This is a genomic window from Pseudomonas sp. NPDC087346 (genome assembly GCF_044744235.1).
Lineage (GTDB): Bacteria > Pseudomonadota > Gammaproteobacteria > Pseudomonadales > Pseudomonadaceae > Aquipseudomonas.
Genome location: NZ_JBIUXX010000020.1, coordinates 69,278 through 84,046 on the forward strand (window position 1 = coordinate 69,278; position 14,769 = coordinate 84,046).

Sequence of the window (14,769 nt, forward strand, 5' to 3'; positions counted from 1 at the left end):
CCAGCCTGCTGGCGATGCTTTTAGAAACTCATATCGACCTTGGTCCAGAGCGTGCGCCCCGGTTCATTGATCGCTTGCGGGTCGTTGGCCGGGTAGCCGAAACCGGCGTTGCCCGCCAGGTTCAGGTGCTCGGCGTAAGCCTTGCCGAACAGGTTGTCGACGCCGGTACTGACCTTCCAGTTCTTGTTGATCCGGTAGGCACCGTTGAGCGAGAACACGCCAAAACCGCCGCTCTTGTCGTAGTCCTTGCCGACCACGTTGCCCTTGTTCTGGTCGATACGGTTTTGCGCGGCAACCACCCGCCATAAGGCGCCGGCGCTCCAGTTGTCTTCGCTGTAGGTCAGGCCGAAACGTGCATCCAGCGGCGGCATCTGTGGCAGGGCCTTGCCGTCGCTGCTGTTCTTGCCCCAGGCGTAGGCCAGGGTTGCGTCGGCTTTCCAGTTGCTGGTGAGGTTGTAGGCAGCACCGAGTTCGCCGCCCATGATGCGTGCGTCGATGTTTTCAGCGCGCGAAGTGCTCATGCCCATCATGGTCGGCGTGTAGTCGAACAGGATGTAATCGCGCACCACCCCGATGTAGCCCGAGGCCCAGGCTTCAAGATCGGCGCTCTTGTAGTTCACGCCGAAATCGAACTGGGTGGTCTTTTCCGGTTTGATCGAGTCGAAAGCATTCAGCGACCCGGCAGGGCCTGACTTCGGCGAAAACAGTTCCCAGTAATCCGGGAAACGCTGTACGTGGCCGAGACCGGCGTAGAGCGTGGTCGGGCTGTCGGCCAGATCATGTTCGTAACGTACGAAGCCACTTGGCAGGGTGTCGGCACGGGTGTCGTCGGCGGTCGGGTTCGGCGCGGACATCATTCCGGAACCGGTGGTTTGCCGGTAATCCTTGGCCGAAGCGCGATCGACTCGCGCACCGGTGATCAGGCGATCACGGTCAGCGGCGTACCAGGTCATCTCGCTGAACACGCCGTAGTTATGGAAGTCGGCGTCCTTGGTGTACGGCTGATCCTTGTAGGTATCGATGCCCATGCCGCTGCGTTGGCGGTGCTCGTTGGTCTGCGCGTCGAGGCCGGTGATCAACTGGATATCGGCCCAGCGCCAGGTCGCTTTGATCCGCGCGCCGAGGGTGCGGCGGTCGACGTTGGACGCCATCGGCCCCGACATCATTCCGGTGCCGGACGGGGTGCGCAGGGTGTAGTTGTCCATAACGTGGTCGGCGTAGTTGTAGTAGACCTGCGCTTCGAGTTTCTCCAATATATCGGTGATGTTGGATTTCTCGAAACGCAGGCCGAGGCTTTCGCGCAGGAACTGCGAGCCGTCCATACCACGCCCGGCGTAACGCGCTTCGCCATCGCCCTTGCCGGCGGTCAACTCGATCAGCGTGTCGGCGTCCGGGGTCCAGCCCACTGCGATGTCGCCGTTCCATTTGTCGTAGCGCGAAGGAACGGTGTCGTTGTTGCCGTCGCGATAATCGTCGGAGTGCGCGGTGTTGCCGATCACTCGCACGTAACCCTGCGGGCCACCGGCAGCGGCATCGACGACTTTGTCGAAGCGGCCGTTGGAGCCGGCCAGGACGCTGGCGTTCACCCGGGTGCCGAGTTCACCGAAGCTTTCCGGTTCACGGTCGAACAGCACCGTGCCGGCTGATGCGCCCGGGCCCCAGAGCACAGTTTGCGGGCCTTTGATCACCGTCAGCTTGTCGTAGGTTTCCGGTGAAATGTACGAGGTCGGCGCGTCCATTCGCCCCGGACAAGCACCGAGCAACATGCTGCCGTTGGTGAGGATGTTCAGCCGCGAGCCGAACATTCCGCGCAGCACCGGATCGCCATTGGTGCCGCCGTTACGCACCAGGGCGAAGCCGGGAATGGTTTTCAGATAATCGCCGCCATCGCTGGCCGGCACCGGTTGGCGCGGGTCTTTGGGATTGGTGACGATGGTCAGTGGCGAGCTCGGCGCGATGGCGGTGATCACCGTCGGACTCAGTTCTTCATTGTGGCCAGCATGTTCATCGGCCAGCACCAGCGGGGACAGCAGTACGCCGCAAAGGACGGCAGTCGCGTGCGAGAAACGAATGCGCGATTCGTTCAGGGCAAAGGTCGCCTGGGCAGAGCCCGAGCGTGGGACAACAGAAAACCTGGACATGACAATTTCCATCAAACAGTCGTAAACGACACGGCCGGCAGCCTGAAGCTGTCTTCTCAACCGTGTGCAATCAGAGGTGGATGCTTACGCTGCGATGGGCGGGGCGCGGGTGCGGGCGCCGGGGAAGAAGGTTTGCCGGGCATGTCCCAGGTGCGGGGAGGGTGGGGTAAAGGTGTTGACGTGGGCGATGCTGAAGCTGGCGAAAGAACCGCCGCCGGTCAGCGCCGGGCAGTTGAACAGCAGACTGCAATAACCGCATTTTTCCCACAGCACATGCTGCGAGGATTGCGGCGGGCAGTGTTCGGCAGAGGGCTTGGCGGCATGCCCACCGTGATCCATGCCCGGCATGTCCATCGACATGTCCATGCTCATCGGCATGGAAGTCGAGGCGTGTTGACCCATCGGCATCGACTGAGAAATCAGCGGGCCGATGAAGATCATCAACATGGCGAACAGGGCGATCCAGCTACCGCGAGTCAGCGTCTCTGTCTGACGGTATCGGCCGGATGCCCTGGCGCTTTGCGGGCGCACGGGCGGGGTCAGCCGGATCGGTTATTGAGCGTGATCGTGCGCCTGGGTGGCTTGCGCAGGTTTCTTCTGCACCGAGACTTCCACGGTGACATTCCCGGCCTTCTCGAAGTGCAGGGTCAGCGGGAAGCGTTTGCCGTCGCTGAGCAGGCTGCGATCCTTCAGATCAAGCAGCATCACGTGGTAGGCCATCGGCGCGAACGTCACCTTGCCGCCAGCAGGAACCACGACGCTCGGCACCTGTTGCATTTTCATCAGGTCGCCCTGCATCACATGCTCGTGCAACTGCGCTTCGCCGGAGATCGGCGAGTCGACACCGAGCAGGCGGTCGTCGGTTTTACCCGGATTTTCAATGACGAAATAGGCGGCAACCGTCGGCGCATTGGGCGGCAGTTCCTGCGACCACGGGTGGGCGATTTCCAGCTCGCCGGCCTTGTATTCGTGGGCATGGGCGAAGCCCACAGGCAGCAGCAACGCAGCGAGGACGATGAGTTTTTTCAACATGGCAGTTCTCCAGAACGATTTGAAACGCAGGTCAATTGCGAGAACAAATCAAACCAGAGGCGAGGCGCGGGGGTTGAGGCTGGGCCATTGCTGGCGCGGTGTGGGCGTTTCCAGTGAGGCGGGCGCGACACTGTGATTGCTTTCGAATCGAGCGAAATACAGCTGCGGCACATGCCCCGGCAACGCCACCAATGGCGCTGAGCCCGAGCAGCACCAGCAATGCTGCATGTTGGAATGGGTGTCGTTTGGCGGAGTTTTCTGATCGGTAATGCCGATGTTGATCGCCACCATCTTCGTCCCGCTGCCGGTGCAGAAACTGCTCCACAGCAGTTGTTCGGCCGGTGATTTGGCCGCCTGCGCCATCGCTCCCGTCATCGGCATGGCGAGCATGTTGAACAGCACTGCAAAGCAGGCGATCCAGGCAAATGCTAGCCGTTGTCGGTTCATGGGACAGATCCATTGGGTGGGCGATCAGGCGCGGCTATTTAGCCTGATCAGGGCCGATAAGTAAAAAAGCGTCGTGCGGTTTGGTGTCGCAGCGCACTCTTCAATGACTCGCTCAATTCACAGGTACGGCGTGAACCTGCATATCTACACCTAGCGTAGCGCGGATTACCGAAAATATTTTGGCCAGGTTATCCATGCTCGGGTTGCCTTTGGCTGACAGCATTCGATGCAGGCTTTTACTGGGTTTTTCAGTCTCCCTTGCCAGCTCTTCGAAGCCGACAGTCGCGTTAACCAGATCGCGCAGAATTATTCTCGCCATTTCTGGTTCGCCATTCAGGAACAGTGTTGCGGCCTCATCCAGCAATGCTTGAGCAAATTCAGGGTCGCGTTGTGCGCGTTCTGCAATTGAATGTTTGTAGCTTCGAGTGAGAACCATCAAATTACCTCCGGTCCTGTTCAGCTTTTTTTCGAGTTCGAAATTCGGCTATCAATGCTTTCGCCTGTTTGATGTCTTTTTTCTGGGTGGACTTGTCTCCTCCACCGAACAGGATGATCAGCCGTTTTCCTTCTTGTATCAGGTAGATTCTGTACCCAGGCCCCCAATTGATTTTGTATTCGCCTAGACCATCGAACCATTTGATATTGGAGGTGTTGCCCATTTCCAGCCGGATCATGGCATTAGAAACCTTGAGTGCCGCCTGTACATTCAAAGTGGAGAACCACCGTCCAAACGGGCTTGATTCGTCTTCGTGTAAATATTCTTCGAGTGTAATCACGGCTGGCCCTGAAGGTAACAAATAGGTTACTTATCATGCAAGCTGCGGATATTGCCTCAGAAGGAGATTGCCTCCAACGCCGCAAGTGTTTCCGGAAGCGACTGAAACTCCCGATCAACCCCCGCCAACACCGGGCGCTTCAATATGATGACCGGCACCCCGCGTTCGCGGGCCACTTCCAGTTTCGGCTCGGTCGCGGTGCTGCCGCTGTTTTTGCTGATCAGCACGTCGATCCGCCGGCGTTCGAACAGTGCGCGTTCATCCTCAAGCAGAAACGGCCCCCGGGCGCCGATGATTTCGCAGCGTTCGTTGCCGGGGTAAACGTCGAGGGCGCGCAGGGTCCAGAACTGATCGGCGGGGATTTCGTTCAGGTGTTGCAGCGGTTCGCGGCCGAGGGTGAACAGCGGTCGGCGAAACGGTTTGAGGGCACTGATCAGTTCGGCCCAGTCGCTGACTTCTCGCCAGTCATCGCCGGCCTGCGCTTGCCACGCTGGTCGGCGTAGGGCCCAGCAAGGGATGCATGTCAGGTTTGCGGCGCTGGCGGCGTTCTGGCTGATTTGCGCGGCGTAGGGGTGAGTGGCGTCGAGCAGCAAATCGATGCCTTCGTCGCGGATGAATTGCGCGAGCCCTTCGGCACCGCCGTAGCCGCCGACCCGCACCTGACAGGTCAGATCAGTCGGCACCCGACCTACCCCGGCGAGGCTGTAAATGTGTTCCGGCCCAAGCGTGCGGGCGATGGCCAATGCCTCGGTGACGCCGCCGAGCAATAGAATCCGTTTCATGCGAAACCTCCGGCATGGCCGACGATGCCACCCTGTCGATCAATCGCAAAGACCTCGACCTGCACCTGCGCCGGCACCACGCTGCGGGCAAAATTCAAGGCATGGCGACAGACCTCATCGCCGAGGGCGATGCCCGCCGCACTGGCCATTGCCAGTGCCTGCTGGCTGGTGTTGGCCTCACGAATGGCCTGCTGCAAATGCTCGTCAGCGCCAATTGCCGCTGCCCATTCGGCCAGTTGCGGCAGGTCGATGCTCGAATGACGACTGTGCAAATCCATATGTCCGGCCGCGAGTTTGCTGATCTTGCCGAAGCCGCCACACAGACTGAGTTTATCCACAGGCACTTTGCGCAAATGCTTGAGCACCGCGCCAACGAAGTCGCCCATCTCGATCAGGGCGATTTCCGGCAGGTTGTAGACCCCGCGCATGGTGTCTTCGCTGGCATTGCCGGTACACGCGGCGATGTGCAGATAACCATTGGTTTTAGCGACGTCGATGCCTTGATGGATCGAGGCGATGTAGGCCGCGCAGGAAAACGGCCGGACGATGCCGCTGGTGCCGAGAATCGACAGACCACCGAGAATGCCCAGGCGAGGGTTCATGGTTTTCAGCGCCAGCGCTTCACCGCCCTCGACGTTGACCGTGACCTCGAAACCACCGCCATAGCCGGTTTCTTCGGCGAGCAGGCGCAGGTGATCGCTGATCATTTTGCGCGGCACCGGGTTGATCGCCGGCTCGCCGACACCCAGCACCAGCCCCGGCCGGGTCACGGTACCGACACCCAGACCGGCGTTGAAACGAATCCCCGGCTCGGCATTCAGCCGTACCCGCGAATAGAGCAGTGCGCCGTGGGTTACGTCAGGGTCATCACCGGCATCCTTGATCGTCCCGGCCTCGGCGCCGTCGTCGGTCAGCCGGCAGAACTCCAGACGCATCTGCACTTGCTTGCCTTTGGGCAAGACGATCTGCACCGCATCCGCCGAGGTTCCGGCGAGTAACAGGCGTGCGGCGGCGAGGCTGGTGGCGGTGGCGCAACTGCCGGTGGTCAGGCCGCTGCGCAGCGGGGCGGGTTGTTCAGCGGTTTCGTCACGCATCGAGGGGTTTGACCAGATCCAGCAAGGTGATCGGCAGCGCCTGACGCCAGGTGTCGAACTCGCCCAGCGGCTGCGCCTGCGCAACATGAATGCGCGTCAGTTCGCCGCCGTGGCGTTCGCGCCAGTTCATCAGAGTGGTTTCGCTTTGCAGGGTCACGGCGTTGGCGACCAGTCGGCCACCGGGTTTGAGCTGCGCCCAGCAAGTGTCGAGCACGCCTTCACGGGTCACGCCGCCGCCGATGAAAATTGCGTCCGGGCGCTCCAGCCCGGCGAGCGCCTGCGGTGCGCTGCCGCGAATCAGTTGCAGGCCGGGAACGCCCAACGCATCGCGGTTGTGCTCGATCAATTGCTGACGGCCGTCGTCGGCTTCGATAGCCAGTGCGCGACAGCTCGGATGCGCGCGCATCCATTCGATACCGATCGAGCCGCTGCCAGCGCCAACATCCCACAGCAGTTCACCGGGAGTCGGCGCGAGGCGAGCGAGGGTGATGGCGCGCACGTCGCGTTTGGTCAGTTGGCCGTCATGCTTGAAAGCGCTGTCGGGCAGCCCGGCCAGACGTGACAGGCGCGGTGCGTCCACGTCGGCCAGGCATTCGATGGCGATCACGTTGAGGTCGGCAACTTCGGCGGTATCCCAGTCATTGGCGGTGCTGTCGATACGCCGCTCGGCATCGCCGGCCAAATGCTCGAGAACACTGATTCGACTGCCACCAAAACCGCGTTCTCGCAGCAGTTCTGCCACAGCCGCAGGGCTCTGCCCGTCATTGCTCAGCAGCAACAGTCGTACGCCGCTGAACAGCTGAGCGTTGAGCGCCGACAGTGGCCGGGCCACCAGCGACAGAATCGTCACGTCCTGCAACGGCCAGCCCATGCGTGCAGCGGCCAATGAACAAGAAGATGCAACCGGCAAGATCAGCATTTCATCGCTCGGTATTTGCCGAGCGAGGCTGGCACCGACGCCATAGAACATCGGATCACCACTGGCCAGCACGCACACCGCTTCGCCACGGTGTTCAAGTACCGGCGCGAGAGTAAACGGGCTCGGCCACAACTGGCGTTCGCCGCGAATGCACACGGGCAGCAAGTCCAGTTGGCGCTGACCGCCGATGATCCGCGAGGCGCGCAGCAGAGCGTGCCGGGCATTTTTGCCCAGCCCCTTGAAGCCGTCTTCACCGATTCCCACAACCGTCAACCAAGGGGTCATGCCGTTCCTCATCACGCGTTTTTCGTAAACAGGCAGCATGATAACGCGCCTTCTCCCCAATCGGCTGCTTCCATTTCGATGGTCATCTACATCAAGTGTTTATATTGTTTTTTTTAAATATTGTTATTTGTTGTTAGTTTGTTTTTGCGTGTGCTGGAGTTGGTCCATTGGTGCGCAAAATTTTTATAATTTAAAACTGGAGATGGTCATGAGAAGTGATGTTTGCAAAAGTGGCATGCAGCAACAGTTTCAGGCGCTCGCTGAAAGCGGTGGGTCATTGGTAATGGGCAGTAGCGTGATGACTTTTTTTGATGGGTTGTCCAGGCAAGACAAACAATTCGTCAAGGACAGTATTGGTCTGGCGGAATATCAGGCTGATCTGCTTTACGATAGAAAGCGCGACCCGGGTAACTGGTTTGAATATTACACCGGAGCGCTCTGGAGTGTCGGCTGGAGCCTGGAACACGATGCAAAAGTCATCGTGGATCGAGATTTTTCCGGTGATGTGCTGGATACCTGGGCGACGGCGTTATCCCTGGAAGTCAGCAGGGCAACTGTTAAAAAAGTAACAGAAACGTTCCAATTGCTTGAAGGCAGCGCTGAAGGCGTTGAACTACTGACCGGGAGTGCACGGAAGTGGGGTGATTTTCGTTTTTTACCGGTGCAATACAATATGCACAAGGAGCTTGAAATAGTGCTGAGTAACGTGCGCTTGCTTTCACTTGAGTGGAATTCTTCTTACCTGTTCTGGAAGGTTAGATACTCGCAGTCACAACTTGATATGCATGCTCGAAGATTTGTCATCACACCCCGGCAGATGGATATGCATCGTTCGAAACTGAGCGCGGCGGTGATCGAGTTGCGCCAGAAGGAAATCGAGTTGGCTTAGTTAGGTGCAGATCCATGCGATAAGTTGATTTGGTTTTTAGTGTGGTTTTGAAATAAGTTGAATTTGTTGTCGTTTGCTTAGTGTCTGTCTAAAAGATAGTTTGTCGCTGGCGCCATGAAGGCGTTCTAATTTAAAAAAGGAATTGTAATTGTGACTGAAGTAACCAAGCAGGAATTCTCCGTGGCTCAACGTGTACAACTCATTGAAGAGTGCAACTCGCTGATTGCCGCAACACCACGAAGCCTGGCGCGCTCCCTGTCGAGTGCGGTACTTCCCATCGATAAAGATGAGCTGAATGCGGCGATCATGGGCAGTGGTATCGCCGGTTTTGATGTGAGCATGTCCAAACGCAGCAAACGTATTGTCAAAAATACCTATATGTATGCCGATCTAGTCGCACTGCTTAAGTTTCCGAGCTCCACTCAGAAAGAACAGCGTTATAACGAATTCATGCGGCTGATGAAACTGACAGGCTGGTTTGCCTTTAGCCAGCCTTACAATCGTTACAAGGCGACGTCGCAAAAACTGACCATGGATAACATTGCGGTATCCATTCTGCGTACGGCGGTGAATGCAGCAGTAGGTGGTGCAGCTTCGCTGAAAGTGCTGGCAGACGTGGCGGACGCCACCATGGACGCGCTGAAGGATCAACCGCAGGCTCTGGAGCTGTTCGAGCGTAACTCGAAGAAAGCTGAAGGCGGCAACTTTTGCATGTCGACGGCTATGGAGGACGCCGAGGGCGGTATTACCATGGCCATTGCCGCCGTTCAGTATTTTGCCACCGCCAAACCGACGAAGGTGCTGTTCGTCGAATGGACTTCTTCCAATGTCGAAATCTATAACGGAGCGGCCACCATGCACATGGACGAAGAGGACTACTTGTCGGTCGAGCATCTGATCGTCAAGGCGCTGACCGAGCAGCGTGAAAAAGCGCTTAGCTATGAATTTCCGCAGGGCTGAGTATCAATGAAGTCAGAGGTGCAAGCCTCTGACTTATCAGGGAGTGATGAATGAATACAGATATTGGCTCCACGATTTATATATGTGCCGGCGCGGTTGTTCTGATGTCGAATCAGATTCCACAAACCGACAGGTGTGATGGCCTGGATGCATTGCTCTACTCGCAAACCGTTGCTTCTCACAAAGAACCGGACTTATCGAAGTTCGAAGCATGGACGCATGCCGGCAAAGTAGCGATGAGAGTGGCGGGCGCCATGTTTCTGGAAAACCCGCAAGTAAGCCTGCCTGTCCCGCTGCCGGAAAGTTTTTCCCTGGTGGAGTTGGGTCGAAAGGTTCTTCGGCACTGGGTGCCTGATACCCAATTGGCGGCACTGTCAGATCAACCCGTTACTGCGCTGGCGAGTGAGTTGCTTTGTCGCCATGTGTCAGACCAGGGGCGATGCATACGGATCATGTTCGGTGTGATTTCCCTGGACCTGATTCACACAATGGCAATCATAGGTTTCGAGTCTGATGAAGTGGTCGTCGGTGACCTGCTTCATCATCGCTTCAACCCCCAAAAGGTGCAGGGAAACATCTCGGTCGATAGTTACAGGGTTCAATTGGAGCGGGAGGATTACGACTTGTCCCGGGCAACCGTCATTGCGTTATTGGGTGCCCGACGCAGCGAGCAAATCATCGCGTTATCGTGAAAGGCCGGTTTGGCTTCAAGCATGAGCTTCTACGTTACGACCTGCCAACAGTCGATCCGACGGGCAGACTTTTCATGACGCCGGGCAAAGCAGGCATAATGGCGACCTTTCGCCTATCACAGCGCTGCCTGCCAGCCGGTCATCCCTTGAACGAACGCCCGATGTCCACCGTTTTACGCCCCTCGGCTTGTCCGGGGTTGCTGCGTATCGTCCAGGCACTGGACGGCGGTATCTGTCGGATCAAGCTCAATGGCGGTTCGATCACGGCAGCTCAGGCCGACGCGGTAGCCGATGCCGCCGAGCGTTTTGCCGGTGGCGCAATCGAGGCCACCAACCGCGCCAATCTGCAGATTCGGGGCATCGGCGAGCAGTCCGCAGCGTTGATCGACAGCCTGCTGGCTGCCGGACTCGGGCCGCGAACGGCGGCAGGCGATGATGTGCGTAACCTGATGCTCAGCCCGACCGCCGGGCTCGACCGGCAGATGCTTTTCGACACACGTGCACTCGCCGAGCAGATCCTCGACACGCTGCAAAGCCACCCCCGATTCCATGAGCTGAGCGCCAAGTTCGCCGTGCAACTGGATGGCGCTGAAGCGCTGGTGATGCTCGAACATCCGCATGACCTGTGGTTGTCGGCGTTCGAACGTGACGGTGAGGTGTTGCTGGGATTTGGTCTGGCAGGTTGCCCGACGGATCGAGCACTGGGCGCCGTTACACTGGAAAGTGCCCATGCATTGGTGGTCGCGGTGCTGGAATTGTTCCTTGATCTGGCTCGCCCGGAGCAGACGCGGATGCGCCATTTGCTCGATGAACTGCCGAGGCTGGCGTTTCTCGAACAGTTGCGCGCGCGCGTGCCGGTAAGGACCATCAGTGGCTGGCAGCGTATCTCAGCGGCAGACGACCTGCACATCGGCGCTCATCCGCAAAACACAGAAGGTCTGCTGTACGTTGGCGCAGTGCCGCCGCTCGGTCGTCTTGATCCATCGATGCTGCGTGGTGCCGCGCAACTGGCGCGGCAGTTCGGCGACGGCAGCCTGCGTTTCACGCCATGGCAGAGCCTGTTGCTGCCCAACGTAAAGGCCTGCGATGCAGCCGAAGTGCTCAGCGGGCTGGAACAACTCAAACTGCTGACTCAAGCCGCCGAACCGCTCTCACGCCTGATCGCCTGCACCGGTTCCAGTGGCTGCGGCAAAGGCTTGGCCGATACCAAACAAGATGCGCGTCATCTGGCGACATTGCTGCAAACAGGCCAAAGCGTGCACCTGTCAGGCTGCTCGCGTTCGTGCGCTGCCGCTCACCGTGCCCCGGTGACTTTGCTGGCGGTCAGCCCCGGTCGTTACGACCTCTATTTTCGCGATGCCTCGCAGCCGGGTTTCGGCGCGTTGCACGCACACAATCTGACTATTGAAGCGGTCGCGATCTTGCTCGCCACCCGCTCACGGAGCCCCCTTGATGCTTGATTACATCCGCGACGGTCAGGAGATCTATCGCAACTCCTTCGCGATCATCCGCGCTGAAGCCAACCTGTCGCGAATTCCCGCCGACCTGGAAAAACTCGCCGTGCGGGTGATCCACGCCTGCGGCATGGTCGATGCCATCGACGGTCTGCAATTCTCCGAAGGTGCGGGCAAGGCCGGGCGTGATGCGCTGGCTGCCGGGGCGCCGATTCTGTGTGATGCGCGGATGGTCTCCGAAGGCGTGACCCGTACGCGCTTGCCGGCTGACAATCAGGTGATCTGCACCCTGCGTGACGAGAGCGTGCCGGACCTCGCCCGTGAGCTGGGCAACACGCGTTCCGCCGCTGCGCTGGAACTGTGGCGTCCGCATCTGGAAGGCAGTGTGGTGGTGATCGGCAACGCGCCGACCGCGCTGTTCTATTTGCTGGAAATGCTCGATGCCGGCGCTCCGAAACCGGCATTGATCCTCGGTTTCCCGGTCGGTTTCGTCGGCGCGGCGGAGTCCAAGGCAGCGCTGGCGGCTGACAGCCGTGGCGTGCCGTTCGTGATCATGCAGGGCCGGCTCGGCGGTAGCGCCATGGCTGCCGCCGCTGTCAATGCGCTCGCCACGGAGATCGAATGATGCAGGCTAAAGGACGTTTGATCGGCCTCGGTGTCGGCCCCGGTGATCCGGAACTGATTACCGTCAAGGCGCTGCGCCTGCTGCGCGAATCGCCGGTAGTGGCGTACTTCGTCGCCAAGGGCAAGAAGGGCAACGCCTTCGGCATTATCGAAGCGCACCTGCAAGACGCGCAGAATCTGCTGCCGCTGGTGTACCCGGTGACCACCGAAGTGCTGCCGGCACCATTGTCTTACGAACAGGTGATCAGCGATTTCTACGATGACGCTGCCGAAGAAGTGGCTGCGCATCTGGATGCCGGTCGCGATGTGGCGGTGATCTGCGAAGGTGATCCGTTCTTCTACGGCTCCTACATGTATTTGCACGACCGCCTCGCTACGCGCTACGAAGCGCAAGTGGTGCCGGGCGTGTGCTCGATGCTCGGTGGCGCTTCGGTGCTGGGTGCGCCGCTGGTATATCGCAATCAGAGCCTGTCGGTGCTTTCCGGTGTGTTGCCGCATGAAGATCTGAAACGACGTTTGGCGGATGCCGACGCCGCAGTCATCATGAAGCTTGGGCGTAACTTTCCCAAGGTGCGTCAGGTGCTGGAAGAACTCGGCCTGGCCGAGCGTGCGCTGTATGTCGAACGCGCAACCATGGCCAATCAGAAAATCGTACCGCTGGATCAGGTCGAGCCGATGTCCTCGCCGTACTTCTCGCTGATCATTGTCCCGGGCGAACGGTGGCAGGGCTGATGACTCAATCCACTCCCGCCATTGTCATCCTCGGGCAGGGCAGCCTGGCCACTGCGCTGCGTATTCAGCAGGTGTATCCCGCTGCTTTGATCCACGGCCTCGCCGGTCGGGTCGAGGGCGCGGATCGCAGCTATCAGGAATTCGGTACAACCCTGCGCAAGTTGTATCTGCAAGACACGCCGATCATTGCCCTGTGCGCCGCCGGTATTGTCATTCGCACGCTGGCGCCGCTGTTGCTGGAAAAGGGTGCCGAGCCACCCGTGCTGGCCGTCGCCGAAGACGGCAGCGCGGTGGTGCCGTTGCTTGGCGGACTGGGCGGGGTGAACGTCATGGCCCGGGAAATCGGCAGCGCTTTGCAGATTGCCGCGGCGATCACCACCAGCGGTGAATTGCGCTTCGGCACCTGCCTGCTCAATCCTCCGGCGGGTTACACCCTCGGCGATCTCGAATCGGGCAAGCGCTTCGTTTCCGATTTGCTGGCCGGGCACAGCGTGCGCATCGAAGGCGCCGCGCCGTGGCTGGCTCAGGCGCATTTGCCGGAAGATCCACAGGCGCAGCGCTCGATCCACGTCGGAAGTGCCCAGCGCGAGGCGAGTGCCAGCGAACTGTTGATCTATCCGCGCAGTATCGCGGTGGCGGTGAGTGCCGAAGTGGCGGATCTGCCGAATGCCATTCGTACAGCCTTGCAGCAATCCCGAGTCGTGGTGCAGTCACTGGCGTGTCTGGTGGCGGCTGACACTGACATGGCTTCGGCGAACTTGCGTGAAGCAGCGCTTGAGTTGGACGTGCCGCTGCGATTTGTCGCGGCGCAAAAAGACCTCACTGCACTGGTGTGTCATGCGTTGCCGCAGGCATCAATCGTCGAGGCAAATGGCTTGGCTATAGCGGTTGCCGAACAGCCGCTGGACGTTTCGCAGATCGGTCGTGCGCGTGGTCGCCTGGCGGTGATTGGTCTCGGCCCGGGTGCTGCTGAACTGATGGTGCCAGCGGTGAAAGCCGAACTGGCGCGCGCCACCGATGTGCTTGGCTATGAAACCTACGTGAAAATGGCCGGCCCGTTCCGCGACGATCAGGTGCAGCATTGCACCGACAATCGCGAAGAGATGCAGCGCGCCCGTCACGCCTTCCGGCTGGCGGCGGAAGGGCGTTCGGTGATCGTAGTCTCGTCGGGTGATCCCGGCGTGTTCGCCATGGCGGCGGCGGTGCTTGAGGCATTACACGAATCCAGCGATCCCGCCTGGCACAGCGTCGATCTGGAAATCCTGCCGGGTGTTTCGGCTTCGCTCGCCACCGCCGCCCAGGCGGGTGCACCGCTGGGCCATGACTTCTGCGTGATGTCGCTGTCGGACAACCTCAAACCGTGGTCGATCATCGAAAAGCGTCTGGATCTGGCTGCTGAAGCCGATCTGGCGCTGGCCTTCTACAACCCGATTTCACGAGCGCGCCCATGGCAATTGGGCCTGGCGCTGGAAATCGTTGCGCGGCATCGCACTGGCGCAACGCCGGTGGTGCTGGGGCGTGACATCGGGCGTCCGGGGCAGACCCTGCGCGTGACCACGCTCGGGCAATTGACGCCGGAGCAGGTGGATATGCGCACGATGGTGCTGATCGGTTCTTCGACCACGTGCACCTTCCCCAAGCCGGACGGGGGCGAATGGGTGTACACGCCACGCTGGTACGGCGAAAAACCACAGTCGTGATTGATGGCGGTCCTTGAGGCCGCCATCGGCCTGCCGGACTGTCATGGTCCGGATTTGGCCGTATCGGATTTTTCGACGTCGCTTGTGGGATCTCTTTCTTTAACTCGTCGGAGCTTTTTCACTACTTACATTCGGTCTGATTTATTTTGAATCTTCACTTGGTTGTCCTCAAGTTGGAGTTGTGTGTTTGCGGCTCTTCGCCAAGCAGTAAGGTTTAAGTTGTGATTCCCGGTTACGTCGGA

Annotated in this window: 16 protein-coding genes; 7 read left to right on the forward strand and 9 right to left on the reverse strand. The window is 59.5% G+C overall.

Features of this window, described 5'->3' with window-relative positions; translation table 11 throughout:
• Positions 1–20: 20 nt before the first annotated feature.
• From ACIOZM_RS14430 to cbiE, 9 genes are all read right to left on the reverse strand, one after another.
• Positions 21–2,141 (reverse strand): TonB-dependent copper receptor, encoded by a 2,121-nt coding sequence (locus ACIOZM_RS14430; RefSeq protein ID WP_401214836.1) that lies wholly within the window; start codon positions 2,139–2,141, stop codon positions 21–23.
• A gap of 84 nt (positions 2,142–2,225) precedes the next feature.
• Positions 2,226–2,672, reverse strand: a complete 447-nt coding sequence (locus ACIOZM_RS14435) for a DUF2946 domain-containing protein (RefSeq protein WP_401214839.1) — start codon at positions 2,670–2,672, stop codon at positions 2,226–2,228.
• A gap of 21 nt (positions 2,673–2,693) precedes the next feature.
• Positions 2,694–3,173: a copper chaperone PCu(A)C gene (locus tag ACIOZM_RS14440; protein ID WP_401214842.1), complete on the reverse strand. Its 480-nt coding sequence runs from the start codon at positions 3,171–3,173 to the stop codon at positions 2,694–2,696.
• Positions 3,174–3,221: 48 nt separating this feature from the next.
• Positions 3,222–3,620: a DUF2946 domain-containing protein gene (locus tag ACIOZM_RS14445; RefSeq protein ID WP_401214845.1), complete on the reverse strand. Its 399-nt coding sequence runs from the start codon at positions 3,618–3,620 to the stop codon at positions 3,222–3,224.
• Positions 3,621–3,732: 112 nt separating this feature from the next.
• Positions 3,733–4,056, reverse strand: coding sequence for a DNA-binding protein (locus tag ACIOZM_RS14450; protein ID WP_025111781.1), 324 nt, complete (start codon positions 4,054–4,056; stop codon positions 3,733–3,735).
• 4 nt (positions 4,057–4,060) lie between these two features.
• Positions 4,061–4,396: a type II toxin-antitoxin system RelE/ParE family toxin gene (locus ACIOZM_RS14455; protein WP_401214848.1), complete on the reverse strand. Its 336-nt coding sequence runs from the start codon at positions 4,394–4,396 to the stop codon at positions 4,061–4,063.
• Between the two features lie 56 nt (positions 4,397–4,452).
• Positions 4,453–5,178, reverse strand: a complete 726-nt coding sequence (locus ACIOZM_RS14460) for a cobalt-precorrin-6A reductase (RefSeq protein ID WP_401214851.1) — start codon at positions 5,176–5,178, stop codon at positions 4,453–4,455.
• Positions 5,175–6,272 carry a cobalt-precorrin-5B (C(1))-methyltransferase gene (locus ACIOZM_RS14465; RefSeq protein WP_401214854.1) on the reverse strand — a complete coding sequence of 366 codons (1,098 nt, stop codon included), beginning with the start codon at positions 6,270–6,272 and terminating at the stop codon, positions 5,175–5,177. Before ACIOZM_RS14465 ends, ACIOZM_RS14460 begins: the two co-directional genes overlap by 4 nt.
• Entirely contained in the window at positions 6,265–7,476 is a 1,212-nt protein-coding gene (cbiE, locus tag ACIOZM_RS14470) for a precorrin-6y C5,15-methyltransferase (decarboxylating) subunit CbiE (protein WP_401214891.1), read from the reverse strand. Before cbiE ends, ACIOZM_RS14465 begins: the two co-directional genes overlap by 8 nt.
• Before the next feature lie 208 nt (positions 7,477–7,684).
• Between cbiE and ACIOZM_RS14475 the strand changes: the two genes are divergently transcribed.
• The 7 genes from ACIOZM_RS14475 (at position 7,685) to cobJ (ending at position 14,527) form a co-directional block, all read left to right on the forward strand.
• Complete coding sequence (locus tag ACIOZM_RS14475; RefSeq protein WP_401214857.1) at positions 7,685–8,365, forward strand: hypothetical protein; 681 nt, start codon at positions 7,685–7,687, stop codon at positions 8,363–8,365.
• A gap of 150 nt (positions 8,366–8,515) precedes the next feature.
• A complete protein-coding gene (locus ACIOZM_RS14480; protein WP_401214859.1) occupies positions 8,516–9,325 on the forward strand; it encodes a hypothetical protein in 810 nt (269 codons plus the stop codon).
• A 50-nt stretch (positions 9,326–9,375) separates the two neighbouring features.
• A complete protein-coding gene (locus tag ACIOZM_RS14485; protein WP_401214862.1) occupies positions 9,376–10,017 on the forward strand; it encodes a hypothetical protein in 642 nt (213 codons plus the stop codon).
• 161 nt (positions 10,018–10,178) lie between these two features.
• Positions 10,179–11,477 carry a precorrin-3B synthase gene (cobG, locus tag ACIOZM_RS14490; protein ID WP_401214864.1) on the forward strand — a complete coding sequence of 433 codons (1,299 nt, stop codon included), beginning with the start codon at positions 10,179–10,181 and terminating at the stop codon, positions 11,475–11,477.
• A complete protein-coding gene (locus tag ACIOZM_RS14495) occupies positions 11,470–12,096 on the forward strand; it encodes a precorrin-8X methylmutase (RefSeq protein ID WP_401214867.1) in 627 nt (208 codons plus the stop codon). Before cobG ends, ACIOZM_RS14495 begins: the two co-directional genes overlap by 8 nt.
• The gene (locus tag ACIOZM_RS14500) at positions 12,093–12,827 is read left to right on the forward strand and encodes a precorrin-2 C(20)-methyltransferase (RefSeq protein WP_401214870.1); all 735 of its coding nucleotides are present in this window, start codon (positions 12,093–12,095) and stop codon (positions 12,825–12,827) included. Before ACIOZM_RS14495 ends, ACIOZM_RS14500 begins: the two co-directional genes overlap by 4 nt.
• Positions 12,827–14,527, forward strand: coding sequence for a precorrin-3B C(17)-methyltransferase (gene cobJ, locus ACIOZM_RS14505; RefSeq protein WP_401214873.1), 1,701 nt, complete (start codon positions 12,827–12,829; stop codon positions 14,525–14,527). Before ACIOZM_RS14500 ends, cobJ begins: the two co-directional genes overlap by 1 nt.
• The last annotated feature ends 242 nt before the right edge of the window (positions 14,528–14,769 follow it).